The following is a 15,157-nucleotide window of genomic DNA, read 5'->3' as shown; positions in this document are numbered from 1 at the left end:
CGAGGAGCAGGAGCGTCTTGCACCCACCGTCGCCACGGCCTTCGGACGGCCGGCGGTGGCGAGCGAGGTGGTGCCTCATGGGCCGCATCGGCACCATGAGGCCGAGGAGTGCGGCCTGGACGGGGCCACCCGTACGACGGAGCAAGCCGCTCACCAGCCACCCGCCGAGGCCGGGCCGGCGGCCTCCGCCGGCCTTCCCCAGGCTGTCGTGCGGCCGCAGCCCCGGCGTCGGCAGGACCGAACCCGCATAAGACGTACGGGCAGAACCGCGCTGGTCCGCACCTCGCGGTGGCGTATCTAGACCTCTCGCTCGCAGCCGGCCCCGCCCGGCTGCCGCGCGACGGCCCCACGACCTCGGACGGAGAGACCGTCCCGTGTGGCCGTCGCGCGAGATGAACGTGCACCGCGTATTCATCGAGCGAGAGCGAAAAGACATGCAGTCCATGACGAACACCGCCGCCATGCCCGAGCGGTCCGCTTTGTCGGCACTGGTGGGCAACACGCCGCTGCTGCGGGTGTCCCAGCCCCTGACGCCCCCGGACCGCGGTTTCTGGGCGAAGCTGGAGGGCTTCAACCCCGGCGGCATCAAGGACCGGCCGGGTCTGCACATGGTGGAACGGGCCCGTGCCCGGGGCGACCTGCGCCCCGGCGCTCGGATCATCGAGTCCACCAGCGGCACCCTCGGACTGGGCCTCGCCCTGGCCGGAATGGTGTACGGCCACCCGGTCACCCTGGTCACCGACCCCGGCCTGGAGATGTCGATGACCCGGCTGCTGACCGCGTACGGCGCCCAGGTCAACGTCGTCTCCGAGCCGCACCCCACCGGCGGCTGGCAGCAGGCCCGCCGTGAGCGCGTGGAGCAGCTCGTCGCGCGGCATCCGGGTGCGTGGTGCCCGGATCAGTACAACAACCCGGACAACACCACCGCCTACACCCCGCTCGCCCTGGAACTGGCGTCCGAGCTGGGTCACATCGACGTCCTCGTGTGCAGTGTCGGCACGGGCGGGCACTCCGCCGGCGTCTCCCGCGTGCTGAAGCAGCTCTACCCCGAGCTGAAGGTGGTCGGCGTCGACACCATCGGCTCCACGATCTTCGGCCAGCCGGCCCGGCCGCGGCTGATGCGGGGCCTGGGGTCGAGCATCTACCCCCGCAACGTCGCCTACGACAACTTCGCCGAGGTCCACTGGGTGGCCCCGGCCGAGGCGGTGTGGACCTGCCGCCAGTTGGCCGGCTCGCACTACGCCACCGGCGGGTGGAGCGTCGGCGCCGTCGCCCTGGTCGCCGGATGGCTGGCCCGCACCCTGCCCGCCGACAGCCGGATCGCCGCGATCTTCCCGGATGGTCCGCAGCGTTACCTCGGGACGGTGTTCGACGACGACTACTGCGGCGCGCACGGCCTCCTCGACGCCCCTCCTGCTCCGGAACCGGAGGTGATCGGGCGCGTGGACGAGAAGGAGGTCGCACGCTGGACCCGGTGCACCACCGTGGTCGACCCGCTCACCCTGGCCGAGCCGGCGCAGGGATCCGACCTGCTCGACGCACTCGACCGCGAGGAAGGAACCGGCGAGAACGCCGGGCGCGGTCACGCCGACGCTGTGGAGGAGAACCGGTGAAGGGCACCCTCGCACAGGTACGCGGTCACGAACGCAGCGTCCAGCTGTTGATGGTCAATCAGTTCACCATCAACCTGGGCTTCTACATGCTCATGCCCTACCTGGCCGCTCACCTGTCCGGCACCCTCGGACTGGCCGGCTGGATCGTCGGACTGGTCCTCGGCGTGCGCAACTTCAGCCAGCAGGGCATGTTCCTGGTCGGCGGGACGCTCGCCGACCGCTTCGGCTACAAGCCGATGATCGTGGCCGGATGCGTGCTGCGCACGGCCGGCTTCGCGACGCTGGGTCTGGTCGACTCACTGGCCGCGCTGATTGCCGCCTCCGCGGCCACCGGGCTCGCCGGGGCACTGTTCAACCCGGCCGTCCGGGCGTATCTCGCCGCGGACGCGGGGGAGCGCAGGGTCGAGGCGTTCGCCCTGTTCAACGTCTTCTACCAGGCCGGGATCCTGCTCGGCCCCGTCGTGGGCATGGTGCTGACCGGCGTGGACTTCCGCGTCACCTGCCTGGTCGCGGCCGGGATCTTCGCGCTGCTCAGTATCGTGCAGATCCGTGCCCTGCCGACGCGACGGGCCGACGACTCCAAGGGCGGCAAGGAGGGGCAGGACCGCGACGGCGTACTGACCCAGTGGCGCGGCGTCCTCGCCAACCGGCCGTTCCTGCTCTTCTCCGGCGCCATGATCGGCTCGTACGTCCTGTCCTTCCAGGTCTATCTCGCGCTGCCGCTGGAGGTACGACGGGTCGGCGGTGACGGGGAGTTCGGCACAGCGGCGGTGGCCGCGCTCTTCGCCGTGTCCGGACTGAGCACGATCGTCGGCCAGACGCGGGTGACCGCCTGGTGCAAGGCCCGTTACGAGCCGGGCCAAGCCCTGACGCGGGGGTTGGCCGCCATGGGCCTGGCCTTCGTCCCCCTGGCGCCGGCCACCGCGGTGCCCGTTCCGGACTCGGGCGTGGGCCTGTGGCTGCTGGCCGCGGTACCGCCCATGCTGGCCGCGCTGCTGCTGGCCGTCGGCACGATGATCGCCTATCCCTTCGAGATGGACACCATCGTCCGCCTCTCCGGTGACCGGCTCGTCGCCACCCACTACGGCCTCTACAACACCATCTGCGGCATCGGCATCACGCTCGGAAACCTCCTCACCGGTGCGGCGCTCGACGCCGCCCGCGAGGCGGGGGTGCCCGCGCTGCCGTGGATCTGCTTGTGCGGTCTCGGCCTCGCGTGCGCGGCCGCTCTGTACGGCCTGCACCGCACTGGCCGTCTGGCTGCGCCGGCGGCCGGGCCGCAGCCCATCGCCGCCTGACCGCCTGACCGAATGACCGCCTGACCGGGTGCGGCTGGATCTGATCGGCCGCACACGGTCAGGCGCAGCGGCTCGGGCGCCGGCCATGGCCGAGTCGGTCCGGTTGAAACCAAGCCCTTGACCCTCGGTGCGCTCCTCCGGGATGCTCGGTTGCGTATAGCGGTGCGTGTAGCGAATTAGGCAACGCACTCGCGAGAATCCCCGCTTGAGGAGCAGCTCATGGCTCACGAGGTTCGTGCCGTCGTCGCCCGTAAGAAGGGCGCACCGGTCTCCGTCGAAACGATCGTCGTCCCCGACCCCGGTCCGGGTGAGGCGCTGGTCAAGGTCGAGGCCTGCGGCGTCTGTCATACCGACCTCCACTACCGCGAGGGCGGGATCAACGACGAGTTCCCCTTCCTGCTGGGGCACGAGGCGGCAGGTCGCGTCGAGGCGGTCGGGGAGGGAGTCACCGGCGTCGAGCCCGGTGACTTCGTCATCCTCAACTGGCGTGCGGTGTGCGGCCAGTGCCGGGCCTGCAGCAGGGGCAGGCCCTGGTACTGCTTCGCCACCCACAACGCGGCACAACCGATGACGCTGCTGGACGGCACCCCGCTCTCGCCGGCGCTCGGCATCGGCGCGTTCGCGGAGAAGACGCTGGTCGCCGCCGGGCAGTGCACCAAGGTGGACCCGGCGGCCCCGGCGGCGGCAGCCGGTCTGCTCGGGTGCGGCGTCATGGCGGGCTTCGGCGCGGCCGTGAACACCGGTGCCGTCGGCCGGGGCGACTCCGTCGCCGTCATCGGCTGCGGCGGCGTCGGGATGGCCGCCGTCGCTGGGGCGAGGCTGGCCGGAGCGAGCAAGGTCATCGCCGTCGACATCGACCAGCGCAAGCTGGACCGGGCCACGGCCATGGGGGCCACCCACACGGTCGACGGGGCGAAGGGCGACGTCGTGGAAGCGGTGCGCGAGCTGACGGGCGGCTTCGGCGCGGATGTCGTCGTGGAGGCGGTCGGCCGCCCCGAGACGTACCGGCAGGCCTTCTACGCCCGCGACCTGGCGGGCACGGTCGTGCTGGTCGGCGTGCCCACCCCGGAGATGAAGGTGGAGCTGCCCCTGCTCGACGTCTTCGGGCGGGGCGGCTCGCTGAAGTCCAGCTGGTACGGCGACTGCCTGCCCTCGCGCGACTTCCCGGCCCTCATCGACCTGTATCTGGGAGGCCGTTTCGACCTGGACGCGTTCGTCTCCGAGACCATCGGCCTCGGTGACGTGGAGGAGGCGTTCGAGAAGATGCACCGCGGCGACGTGCTGCGCTCGGTGGTGGTGCTCTGATGGCCGGCGCACCGCGCATCGAGCACCTCGTCACCAGCGGGACCTTCAGCCTCGACGGCGGGACCTGGGACGTCGACAACAACGTCTGGATCATCGGTGACGACGACGAGGTGGTCGTCGTCGACGCGGCCCACGATTCCGACGCCGTCCTGGCGGCCGTCGGTGACCGTCGGCTGTCGGCCATCGTGTGCACCCACGCCCACGACGACCATGTGCGCGCCGCGCCGGACGTCGCCCTGGCCACGGGCGCGCCCATCCTCCTGCACCCTGACGACCAGGTGCTGTGGAAGATGACGCACCCCGGCCGACGGCCCGACGGACCGCTCGCCGACGGTGACGTACTCACGGTGGCGGGCATCGGCCTGCGTGTCCTCCACACGCCCGGCCACGCTCCGGGTGCCGTGTGTCTGTACGCACCAGACCTGGGGGCGCTGTTCAGCGGTGACACCCTGTTCGCCGGCGGCCCCGGCGCGACCGGACGCTCGTACAGCGACTTCGGCACGATCATCGGCTCCATCGGTGACCGGCTGCTGACCCTCCCGGGCGCCACGGTCGTCCACACGGGACACGGCGGGACGACGACCGTCGAGGCAGAAGCACCGCACCTGGAGGAGTGGGCCGCCCGCGGCTGGTGACCCAGCCCCACCATCCCGACCGGGGCGCTCGCGCCCCGGTTCTGAGAGGTGCTCCGTCCCTGACCTGCGTTTCCTATAACGCAGAGCGTTTCGCATCACGCAACAGAAAATGAGGCCGTCAGGTGTCCCTCGAACTCCTTGACAAGCGTTTGAAGGCGCCCTCAAACTGACGTTGCGTTCACCGCAATCCGTTTCGCTATACGCACCGAGGTGTCATGATGATTGCCGCGTGCCGTCTCGTGGATCTGCCCCGAGGCGAGGCCCACAGGCTCGACATCGACCCGCCGGTCTCGGTGTTCCACACCGACGACGGCGAACTCTTCGCCATCGACGACACATGCACCCACCAGGACGCCTCGCTCGCCGACGGCTGGCTGGAGGGCTGTGAGGTCGAATGCCCGCTGCACGCCTCGAAGTTCAACCTCAAGACCGGAGCCGTCGACGCCCCGCCGGCCAAGCTCCCGGTGCGCACGCACGAGGTCTTCGTCGAGGACGGCATGATCTACGTCCGGCTGTCCACGGCAGCCCCGAACCTGCCCCCCTGCATCGCCGCCCGGCTCGCCGGGGGCGTCGCGTGAGGACAGTGGCCGTGGTGGGCGCGTCGCTGGCGGGTCTGTCCGCGGCGCGCTCCTTGCGCAAGCAGGGATACGACGGACGGCTGGTCGTCATCGGCGACGAAATCCACCGCCCCTACGACAGGCCGCCCCTGTCCAAGGAGTTCCTGGCCGGCGGCATCGGCGAAGCCGAGCTCGCACTGGAGCCGGACGACGAAGACCTGCAAGCGGAATGGCTGCTCGGAGCCCGCGCGGCCGGACTCGACACCGCGCCCCGCGCCGTGCGGCTCACCGACGGCCGCCAGGTGCGGGCCGACGGCATCGTCATCGCCACCGGCGCCGCCGCCCGGACCCTGCCCGGCATGGACGGACTGGCCGGTGTGCACACCCTGCGCACCCTGGACGACGCCCGCGCCCTGCGGGACGAACTGGCACAGGGTGGACGCCTGGTCGTGATCGGCGGCGGCTTCATCGGTGCCGAGGTCGCCTCCACCGCCTCCGCTCTCGGCCTCGACGTGACCATCGTCGAGGCGGCGCCCACCCCACTGGCCGGACCGCTCGGCGCGGCCATGGGGCGCATCGTCTCCGCCCTCCACGCGGACCACGGTGTACGCCTGTTGTGCGGGGTGGGCGTCAAGGGGCTGAGTGGCGAGACCCGTGTCGACGCCGTCCTGATGGAGGACGGCCGCAGCCTCCCCGCCGACATCGTCGTCGTGGGTGTCGGGGCCCGCCCCTGCGTCGACTGGCTGACCGGCTCCGGCATCGAGCTCGACGACGGCGTCAAGTGCGGTGCGGACGGCCGCACCAGCCTCGCCGGGGTGGTCGCGGTCGGTGACTGCGCCTCCTGGTATGACCCGCGCGCAGGCACCCACCGTCGCGTCGAGCACTGGACCGGCGCCCGGGAACGCCCCGACGCGGCCGTGGCCGCCCTGCTGTCCTGGGGCGAGAGCGAACCGGGCATACCCCGCCCGCCGTACTTCTGGTCCGACCAGTACGGCGTGAAGATCCAGTTCGCAGGCCACGCGGCCCGCGCCGACAGCGTGACGATCGAGGAAGGCACCGCGGACGACCGCGACGTCCTCGCCGTCTACCGGCGAGCCGGACACCCGGTCGCCGTGCTCGGGATGAACCAGCCGAAGCTGTTCACGCGCTGGCGCAAGCAACTCGCGGCCAAGGCGCCCTGACCGGGGCGATCCACCACGCTTCCTCGAGGAGTGCACCGTGCCCCCGACCGGCCTGCCGGAAAGCCTGATCGCCACCCTCCCCGGCTCCTCCTACACGGATCCCGCGATCTTCGCCCAGGAACAGGAACACATCTTCGAGGCGATGTGGTTCTGCGCCGTGCGCTCCGCCGACCTCGCCGGGCCCGGTGCCTTCCGCACCGTCGAGGTGGGCCGCGAGAGCGTCCTGATCACCCGGGCGCGGGACAACTCCGTCCGTGCCTTCCTCAACGTCTGCCGGCACCGCGGGGCCAAGCTCTGCACGGCGGAGACCGGCGAGGTCAAACGTGCCTTCCAGTGCCCCTATCACGCCTGGACGTACGACCTGACGGGCAAACTCGTCGCGGCGCCCAACCTCACCAAGATGCCCGACGTCAGCCGCACCGAGTACGGCCTGGCGGCAGTGGCCACGCGCGAATGGCTCGGCTATGTGTGGGTGTGCCTCGCGGCGGACCCGCCCCCCTTCGACGAGGTCGTGGGGGATGTGGTCGCGCGCCTGGGCGACACGGAGTCGATCGAGCACTACGACATCGACAGCCTCGAAGTCGGCCGGCGCATCGTCTACGACGTGCGGGCGAACTGGAAACTCATCGTCGAGAACTTCATGGAGTGCTATCACTGCGCGACGATCCACCCCGAACTGACCGAGGTGCTCCCCGAGTTCGCCGACGGGTACGCCGCCCAGTACTACGTGGGGCACGGCGCGGAGTTCGGCTCCGAGGTCAAGGGCTTCACCGTCGACGGCTCGGAAGGCCTCGACCGCATTCCGGGCATCACCGAGGACCAGGACCGCCGTTACTACGCGATCACCGTCCGGCCGCAGGTGTTCATCAACCTCGTGCCCGACCATGTGATCTTCCACCGGATGTATCCGGTCGCCGTGGACCGCACCGTCGTCGAGTGCGACTGGCTCTACCTCCGGCACGTCGTCGAGAGCGGCAAGGACGTCAGCCGGTCGGTGGAGCTCTTCGACCGGGTCAACCGGCAGGACTTCGACGCGTGCGAGCGCTGCCAGCCCGCGATGAGCTCCCGGCTGTACGCCAAGGGCGGTGTCCTGGTGCCCAGCGAGCACCACATCGGCGAGTTCCACGCCTTCGTCCAGGAACGTCTGGGCGTGGGGCGACCGCAGCAGGTCAGCCCAGGTAGCCCATGCGGTGGCTGACCTCGTCCGCGCCCTTGACCAGCACAGGGGCGAGCTCGTGCATCCGGTCCTCGGTGAGCCGGTACGCGGGCCCGGAGGCGCTCAGCGCCGCGATGACCTCGCCGTCCCTGTTACGGACCGGGGCGGCCATGGCGTGCAGTCCCACCTCGAACTCCTCCAGGGTCCAGGAGTAACCGCGCTCCAGCGCCTCGGCGAGGTTCTTCTCGAGCTTCGTCTTCGCGGTCAGGGTGCGGGGGGTCAGCTTCTTCAGACCGGTCTCCGACAGCAGCGCGGCACGCTCCTTCGGCGGCATGTGGGCCAGCAGGATCTTGCCGCTGGAGGTCGCGTGCAACGGCGTCAGCTGGCCGACCCAGTTGAACGCCGTGACAGCGCCGGGACCGCGCACCTGGTACAGGTTGATCGCGTAGCGCTCCTGCATCACGGCGAGGTTCACGGTCTCACCGATCTCCTCGGCGAGACGCTCGCAGACCGGGCGGCTCTGCTGGGTGATGTCGATGCGGCCGGTGACCGCGCCGGCGAGCCGCACGAGGCCGAAGCCGAGGCGGTACTTGCCGCGCTCGCCCGCCTGTTCCACCAGACCGCGCACCTCCAGGGCGCCGAGCAGCCGGAACGCGGTCGACTTGTGGACATCGATCTCGGCGGCCACCTCGCTGACTCCCGCCTCGCCTCGCCGCGCCAGGATCTCCAGCACGGTGATGGCGCGGTCGACGGACTGCACCCCACCGGTCGGCGCAGTTGTCGTTTCGGTCTCTGCATGGTAGTTGCTCACAACGCAACTATACGGGCGTTAAACATAGCGGCCAGCGGTGCAGGTCACGGCCTTGTGCCGACTTCTTGAAAGTTGCGTGTTTCGCAACCTGGTGCACATAGCGGTACGAGTACTAGCATGCCGCGCATTCTCAACGGCGCGAGCGAGACGAGGCCCCATGGCTGACTTGCAGTACGACTTCGTCATCGTCGGTGGTGGATCGGCCGGCAGTGCGCTGGCCAACCGGCTCTCCGCGGACCCGGGCAACCAGGTGCTGGTCCTGGAGGCGGGCCGGCCCGACTACCCCTGGGACGTCTTCATTCACATGCCCGCGGCACTGACCTACCCGATCGGCAGCCGGTTCTACGACTGGAAGTACGAGTCCGAACCGGAGCCCCACATGGGCGGCCGGCGCGTCTACCACGCGCGAGGCAAGGTGCTGGGCGGTTCCAGCAGCATCAACGGCATGATCTTCCAGCGCGGCAACCCCATGGACTACGAGCGCTGGGCGGCCGACCCGGGCATGGAGACCTGGGACTACGCGCACTGCCTGCCGTACTTCCGGCGGATGGAGAACTGTCTCGCCGCCGACTCGGACGACGAGTTCCGTGGTCACGACGGCCCTCTCGTCCTGGAGCGCGGCCCGGGAGCCGGCCCGCTCTTCGAGGCCTTCCTGAAGGCCACCGAGGAGGCGGGCCACGCTCCCACCGACGATGTGAACGGCTACCGGCAGGAAGGTTTCGCCCGGTTCGACCGCAACGTCCACCGCGGCCGCCGCCTCTCGGCCTCAAAGGCCTATCTCAAGCCCGTGCGAAAGCGCCCCAACCTCACGGTCAGGACGCGCACCCTGGTCACCCGCGTCCTCTTCGAAGGCAAGCGGGCCGTCGGCGTCGAGTACCGGAGGGGGAGCGGCAGACCCCAGCGGGTGCGTGCCCGCGAGATCATCCTGTGCGGAGGTGCGATCAACTCCCCGCAACTGCTCCAGCTCTCGGGCGTCGGCAACGCCGAGGAACTGCGCGCCCTCGGCATCGACGTCGTACACGATCTGCCGGGCGTCGGCGAGAACCTCCAGGACCACCTGGAGGTGTACATCCAGTACGCCTGCAAGCAGCCGGTCTCCATGCAGCCGTACCTCGCGAAGTGGCGCGCCCCCTTCATCGGCCTGCAGTGGCTCTTCCGCACGGGCCCCGCCGCCACCAACCACTTCGAAGCGGGCGGCTTCGTCCGTAGCAACGAGGACGTCCCCTACCCCAACCTGATGTTCCACTTCCTGCCCGTCGCGGTCCGCTACGACGGCTCCGTGCCCGCCGGCGGACACGGGTATCAGGTGCACGTCGGGCCCATGTACTCCGACGCCGTCGGCTCGGTCAAGATCAAGAGCAGGGACCCGGCCGAGCATCCGGCGCTGCGCTTCAACTACCTGTCCACCGAGCAGGACCGCCGCGAGTGGGTCGAGGCCGTCAGGGTCGCCCGCGAACTGCTCAACCAGCCCGCCATGGCTCCCTACAACGCCGGGGAGATCTCGCCGGGACCGTCCGTCGAGACCGACGAGGAGATCCTCGCCTGGGTCGCCAAGGACGGCGAGACCGCGCTGCACCCGTCATGTACCTGCAAGATGGGTACCGACGAGATGGCCGTCGTCGATCCGGGCAGTATGCGGGTGCACGGGGTGGAGGGACTGCGTGTCGTCGACGCGTCGGTGATGCCGTACATTACCAACGGCAACATCTACGCACCGGTGATGATGATCGCGGAAAAGGCGGCCGACCTCATCCTCGGGAAGGATCCGCTGCCGCCGTCCGCCGCCGCCTATTACCGGCACCGTCCCCTGCCGTAACCAGCACTTTTCAGACCGCCGACCGGCCCGGAGGCGAGGCGTTCCGGGCCTGCCGGTGCTGCGTCCTCGTGGCTGTCTCCTTGGCTAAACCGTCATCGGCCAACCCCTTGACGTGGGTTGCAGCCTTCTCCAGAGTGTTCCACCACAAGCAATTCGATGCACGATGCGCAACGCAATTCGCTCGAAGGGCCCTCGACGTGGCAGACCTGTACGTGGACGGACAATGGCGGGATCCCGTGGCCGGCGGCCACCGGGACATCCGCTGCCCCGCCGACGGCTCGCTCTCCGTGACGGTGTCCGAAGGCACCCGCCCCGACGCCGAGGCGGCCATCGCCGCGGCCCGCCGGGCCTTCGACGAAGGGCCCTGGCCGCGCACCCCCGAGCGCGAGCGCGGTGCCCTCCTGCTGCGCACCGCCGACCTCCTCGAACGCGACGCCGACGCGTTCGCCCGCGCGGAATCGCTGGACACCGGCAAACGGCTGGTGGAGAGCGAGTACGACATCGCCGACGTCGTCTCCTGCTTCCGCTACTACGGAGGGCTCGGCGGCACCGATGCGGGCCGGGTGATCGACACCGGCCGCGCCGACGCCGTCAGCCGCGTCGAGTACGGGCCGATCGGCGTGTGCGCACTGATCACCCCCTGGAACTACCCGCTGCTCCAGGCGAGTTGGAAGGTCGCGCCCGCTCTCCTCGCGGGCAACACGATCGTCCTCAAGCCCAGTGAGCTCACCCCCTCGACTTCCGTCCTGCTGATGAAGGCACTGGCGGAGGCCGGGCTCCCGGCCGGTGCCGCCAACCTCGTCCTGGGGACCGGGCCCGAGGTGGGGGCGCCCCTCGCCGAGGACCCGGCCGTCGACCTGGTCTCCTTCACCGGCGGCCTGGACACCGGCAGACGCATCATGGCCACCGCCGCCGCGACCGTGAAGAAGGTCGCACTGGAACTCGGCGGCAAGAACCCCAATGTCGTCTTCGCCGACGCCGACTTCGAGACGGCCGTGGACTTCGCGCTCACGGCCGTCTTCCTGCATTCGGGCCAGGTCTGCTCGGCCGGCGCCCGGCTGATCGTCGAGGACTCGCTGCACGACCGGTTCGTCGACGAGGTGGTCCGCCGCGCCCGGCGGATCCGGCTCGGCGGCCCCTTCGACCCGCGGGCCGAGACCGGCCCGCTGATCTCCGCCCAGCACCTGGCCAAGGTCGAGGCGTACGTCGCGGCCGGACTCGCCGAGGGCGCCGTCCTGCGCTGCGGCGGCGAACGCCCCGACGACCCGGCCCTGGCCGGCGGCCACTACTACCCGCCCACCGTGCTCGACGAGTGCGGTCAGGACATGCGGGTGGTGCACGAGGAGTCCTTCGGGCCCGTGCTCACCGTCGAGCGCTTCACCGACGAGGACGACGCCGTACGCATCGCCAACGACACCGAGTACGGACTCGCCGGCGCCGTCTGGACGCAGGACGCCGGGAAGGCCCAGCGGGTCGCCCGCCGGCTGCGCCACGGAACGGTGTGGATCAACGACTACCACCCCTATGTGCCGCAGGCGGAATGGGGCGGGTTCGGGCACTCCGGCGTGGGCCGGGAGCTGGGCCCGACCGGCCTGGACGAGTACCGCGAACCCAAACACATCTGGCAGAACATCCAACCCAGGCCGCAGCACTGGTTCCGCGGCTGAACGCCGAAAAGAGGTCGAACATGACCCCAGCAACGACCGAGGTGCCGCAGCGGCGCGGCACACCCCAGGACGCGGCAGGCACGCCGGTCATCTCCGTACGCGAGCTGTGGAAGGTGTTCGGACCGAAGGCGGACCAGGTACCGGGCTCCGAGGAACTGCGCGGGCTCACCCGCCGCGAACTGATGGACCGCACCGGATGCACCGCCGCCGTGCGCGACGTGAGCTTCGACGTCGCGCCCGGCGAGGTGTTCGTCGTCATGGGCCTGTCCGGTTCCGGCAAGTCCACCCTGGCGCGCTGTCTGACCCGACTCATCGAACCCACCGCCGGCGAGATCCTCTTCGAGGGCGAGAACATCCGCGACGCGGACGCGGGCCGCCTGCGCGAACTGCGCCGGAGCAAGTTCTCCATGGTCTTCCAGCACTTCGGGCTGCTGCCGCACCGGCGGGTCGTCGACAACGTGGCGTTCGGGCTGGAGATACGCGGCATGGGCCGGGCCGAGCGCACCAAGCGGGCCCTGGAGGTCGTCGAGCTCGTCGGCCTCTCGGGGTACGAGAGCTCCTATCCCGACCAGCTCTCCGGCGGTATGCAGCAGCGCGTCGGTCTCGCCCGCGCCCTGGCCGGTGACCCGGACGTGCTCCTCTTCGACGAGCCGTTCTCGGCGCTCGACCCGCTGATCCGCCGCGACATGCAGAACGAGGTCATCCGTCTGCACCACGAGGTCGGCAAGACGATGGTGTTCATCACCCACGACCTGTCCGAGGCGCTCAAGCTGGGCGACCGCATCCTCATCATGCGCGACGGCAGGACGGTCCAGTGCGGCACCGGCGACGAACTGGTCGGCGCCCCCGCCGACGACTACGTACGCGACTTCGTCAGGGACGTGCCCCGCGGTGACGTACTGACCCTGCGGTGGATCATGCGCCCGGCCGAGCCCGACGACCCCCTGGACGGCCCCGAGCTCGGCCCGGACGTCGTGGTGAAGGAGGCCACGCGTGCGGTGCTCGCCGCCGAGAAGCCGGTCAAGGTCGTGGAGGACGGCAAGCTGCTCGGCATCGTCGGCGACGAGGAGATCCTCGCGGTGGTCGCCGGGCAGGAAGGCGACGCGTGATGACCGTCGCGATGGAGAAACCGGAGAAGACCGGGACCGTGGAGCCACCCGCTCCCGCCCGGCGCGTGCGCACGGTCAACCGCGCCGTGGTGGTGGCCGCGATCCTGCTCCTCTGGCTGGTGCTCTTCGCCGTGCTGCGCGGCAAGCAGACCCTGTCCCTCGCGGCGGCCGACCTGACCGATCTGCACCGGTGGTTCAACGACGTCAACGACTCGATCGGCGCCGACCGCAACTCCAACCCCCTCTTCCTCTACTTCTTCAACGAGATCCGCCTGGTCATCGACACCCTGGTGACCTTCGTCCAGGAGCTGATCTCGCAGCCGTCCGCGGACCGCCCGGTTCCGCAGATCGGCTGGCTCGGCGTCGTCGGCATCGCCGGCTACGTCTCCTGGGCCGTGGGCAACTGGCGGGTGGCGCTGCTGGCCGTGGCCGGCTTCACCTTCCTCGGCCTGCAAGGGCTCTGGCAGGAGAGCATGGACACGCTGGCGCTGACCCTCTCCGCGGTCTTCGTCGCGCTGCTGTTCGCCATTCCCCTGGGCGTGTGGGCCGGACTGTCGGAACGGTTCCACCGGATCGTCACGCCGTTCCTGGACTTCATGCAGACGATGCCGACCTTCGTCTATCTGGCGCCGCTGACCCTGTTCTTCCTGATCGGTCCCGCCTCGGCCACGATCGCCACCGCCATCTACGCGGCACCACCGGCGATCCGCATCACCGCGCACGCCATCCGCTCCGTACCGGAAACCACGGTGGAGGCGGCGGACTCGATGGGCGCGACGCGGCGGCAGGCGCTGCTCAAGGTCCTGCTGCCGATGTCCAAGCGGACCGTGGTGATGGGCGTCAACCAGACCATCATGGCCGCTCTGGCCATGGTGACCATCGCCGCGCTGATCGACGCGCCCGGCCTCGGCAAGACCGTCGTCCAGGCCCTGCAGTCACTGGACGTCGGCACGGCGTTCAACGCCGGTCTGGCCATCGTCGTCATGGCCATCGTGCTGGACCGGGTCACCACCGCGGCGAGCGCGCGGGCGGAGACGGCCCGGGGCTCTGACAGCCCCTTCCTCAAGTGGCGCCGGCAGCTGCTCGCGGCAGGCGCCGTGGTGGCGCTGGTGCTGGCGTACCTGTCGCACACGTACGTGTGGGCGGCCGAGTTCCCCGGCGACGGCGGCATCGGCAGCAGCATCGCCAAGACGACGGCCGACGTGACCACCTGGGCACAGGACAACCTGTCGGGCCTGACCAACGCCTTCCGCGACACCCTCACCAACGGCCTGCTCAACCCGTTCCAGACCGTGCTGACCGACTCCCCGTGGTGGCTCGTCGGCGCCGCCCTCGTCGCCATCGGCACGGTGCTGGGCGGGTGGCGCGCCGGGGTCACCACGGCCGTGTGCGTGGGCCTGCTGGTCGGTACCGGTGTCTGGTCGGACGGCATGACGACGCTGGCGTCCACCGCGGTGGCGACGGTGCTCGTGATGCTGCTCGGCGTCGTCCTCGGGGTGTGGATGGGACGCAGCGCGCTCGTGGACCGGCTGCTGCGGCCCACCTTGGACGCGGCCCAGGTCATGCCGCCGTTCGTCTACCTCGTGCCGTTCCTCGCGCTGTTCGGCGCGACACGGTTCACAGCCATCGTCGCCGCCGTCGTCTACGCGGCGCCGGTCGCCATCAAGATCATCGCGGACGGCGTGCGGGCCGTGCCCGAGACCACCGTCGAGGCGGCCACGTCCACCGGGTGCAACACCTGGCAGATCATCACCAAGGTCCAACTGCCCATGTCCCGGGGCGCCCTGACCCTCGCGACCAACCAGGGCCTGATCTACGTGCTGTCGATGGTCGTGGTGGGCGGCCTGGTGGGTGCGGGTGCCCTCGGCTACGACGTCGTGGCCGGGTTCTCACAGGGCCAGCTGTACGGCAAGGGACTCGCGGCAGGGCTCGCCATCGTCCTGCTCGGAGTCATGTTCGACCGGATCACTCAGGCAGCGGCTCGCCGCGCCGGCGCTTAAGGAGCACCA

General features: G+C 70.3%; 12 protein-coding genes. 11 read left to right on the top strand and 1 reads right to left on the bottom strand.

The features are described 5' to 3' along the window. Positions 1–443: 443 nt before the first annotated feature. The 7 genes from MQE23_RS04230 to MQE23_RS04200 all read left to right on the top strand — a co-directional run bounded on the left by MQE23_RS04230 (position 444) and on the right by MQE23_RS04200 (position 7,787). Positions 444–1,613 carry a PLP-dependent cysteine synthase family protein gene (locus tag MQE23_RS04230; RefSeq protein WP_279345121.1) on the top strand — a complete coding sequence of 390 codons (1,170 nt, stop codon included), beginning with the start codon at positions 444–446 and terminating at the stop codon, positions 1,611–1,613. After that, positions 1,610–2,911, top strand: coding sequence for an MFS transporter (locus MQE23_RS04225; protein ID WP_243378282.1), 1,302 nt, complete (start codon positions 1,610–1,612; stop codon positions 2,909–2,911). Before MQE23_RS04230 ends, MQE23_RS04225 begins: the two co-directional genes overlap by 4 nt. A gap of 219 nt (positions 2,912–3,130) precedes the next feature. Beyond that, positions 3,131–4,216: an S-(hydroxymethyl)mycothiol dehydrogenase gene (locus tag MQE23_RS04220; protein ID WP_020277176.1), complete on the top strand. Its 1,086-nt coding sequence runs from the start codon at positions 3,131–3,133 to the stop codon at positions 4,214–4,216. Continuing rightward, on the top strand, positions 4,216–4,851 hold the full coding sequence (locus MQE23_RS04215; protein WP_243378281.1) for an MBL fold metallo-hydrolase: 636 nt from the start codon (positions 4,216–4,218) through the stop codon (positions 4,849–4,851). The genes MQE23_RS04220 and MQE23_RS04215 overlap by 1 nt, the downstream gene beginning before the upstream one ends. Before the next feature lie 215 nt (positions 4,852–5,066). Beyond that, positions 5,067–5,429: a bifunctional 3-phenylpropionate/cinnamic acid dioxygenase ferredoxin subunit gene (locus MQE23_RS04210; RefSeq protein WP_037673830.1), complete on the top strand. Its 363-nt coding sequence runs from the start codon at positions 5,067–5,069 to the stop codon at positions 5,427–5,429. Further along, a complete protein-coding gene (locus MQE23_RS04205; protein WP_082320085.1) occupies positions 5,426–6,589 on the top strand; it encodes an FAD-dependent oxidoreductase in 1,164 nt (387 codons plus the stop codon). Before MQE23_RS04210 ends, MQE23_RS04205 begins: the two co-directional genes overlap by 4 nt. A gap of 37 nt (positions 6,590–6,626) precedes the next feature. Beyond that, entirely contained in the window at positions 6,627–7,787 is a 1,161-nt protein-coding gene (locus MQE23_RS04200; RefSeq protein ID WP_243378280.1) for an aromatic ring-hydroxylating dioxygenase subunit alpha, read from the top strand. Here MQE23_RS04200 and MQE23_RS04195 read toward each other — a convergent pair. After that, positions 7,759–8,505 (bottom strand): IclR family transcriptional regulator, encoded by a 747-nt coding sequence (locus MQE23_RS04195; protein ID WP_020277171.1) that lies wholly within the window; start codon positions 8,503–8,505, stop codon positions 7,759–7,761. The two genes, MQE23_RS04200 and MQE23_RS04195, sit on opposite strands and share 29 nt — an antisense overlap. 208 nt (positions 8,506–8,713) lie before the next feature. Here MQE23_RS04195 and betA point away from each other — a divergent pair, with 208 nt between their 5' ends. From betA to MQE23_RS04175, 4 genes are all read left to right on the top strand, one after another. Beyond that, positions 8,714–10,372: a choline dehydrogenase gene (gene betA, locus MQE23_RS04190; protein WP_243378279.1), complete on the top strand. Its 1,659-nt coding sequence runs from the start codon at positions 8,714–8,716 to the stop codon at positions 10,370–10,372. A 197-nt stretch (positions 10,373–10,569) separates the two neighbouring features. After that, the gene (locus tag MQE23_RS04185; RefSeq protein WP_037672936.1) at positions 10,570–12,039 is read left to right on the top strand and encodes an aldehyde dehydrogenase family protein; all 1,470 of its coding nucleotides are present in this window, start codon (positions 10,570–10,572) and stop codon (positions 12,037–12,039) included. Positions 12,040–12,059: 20 nt separating this feature from the next. Continuing rightward, positions 12,060–13,148 (top strand): glycine betaine/L-proline ABC transporter ATP-binding protein, encoded by a 1,089-nt coding sequence (locus MQE23_RS04180; protein ID WP_020276459.1) that lies wholly within the window; start codon positions 12,060–12,062, stop codon positions 13,146–13,148. After that, the gene (locus MQE23_RS04175) at positions 13,148–15,148 is read left to right on the top strand and encodes an ABC transporter permease subunit (protein WP_243378278.1); all 2,001 of its coding nucleotides are present in this window, start codon (positions 13,148–13,150) and stop codon (positions 15,146–15,148) included. The genes MQE23_RS04180 and MQE23_RS04175 overlap by 1 nt, the downstream gene beginning before the upstream one ends. Positions 15,149–15,157: the final 9 nt, after the last annotated feature.

Source organism: Streptomyces sp. HP-A2021, from assembly GCF_022807935.1.
In the GTDB taxonomy this organism is placed as follows: Bacteria; Actinomycetota; Actinomycetes; order Streptomycetales; family Streptomycetaceae; genus Streptomyces; species Streptomyces afghaniensis.
Note: the sequence above shows the minus strand (reverse complement) of the source record. Positions and strands in the feature narration are given on the sequence as shown.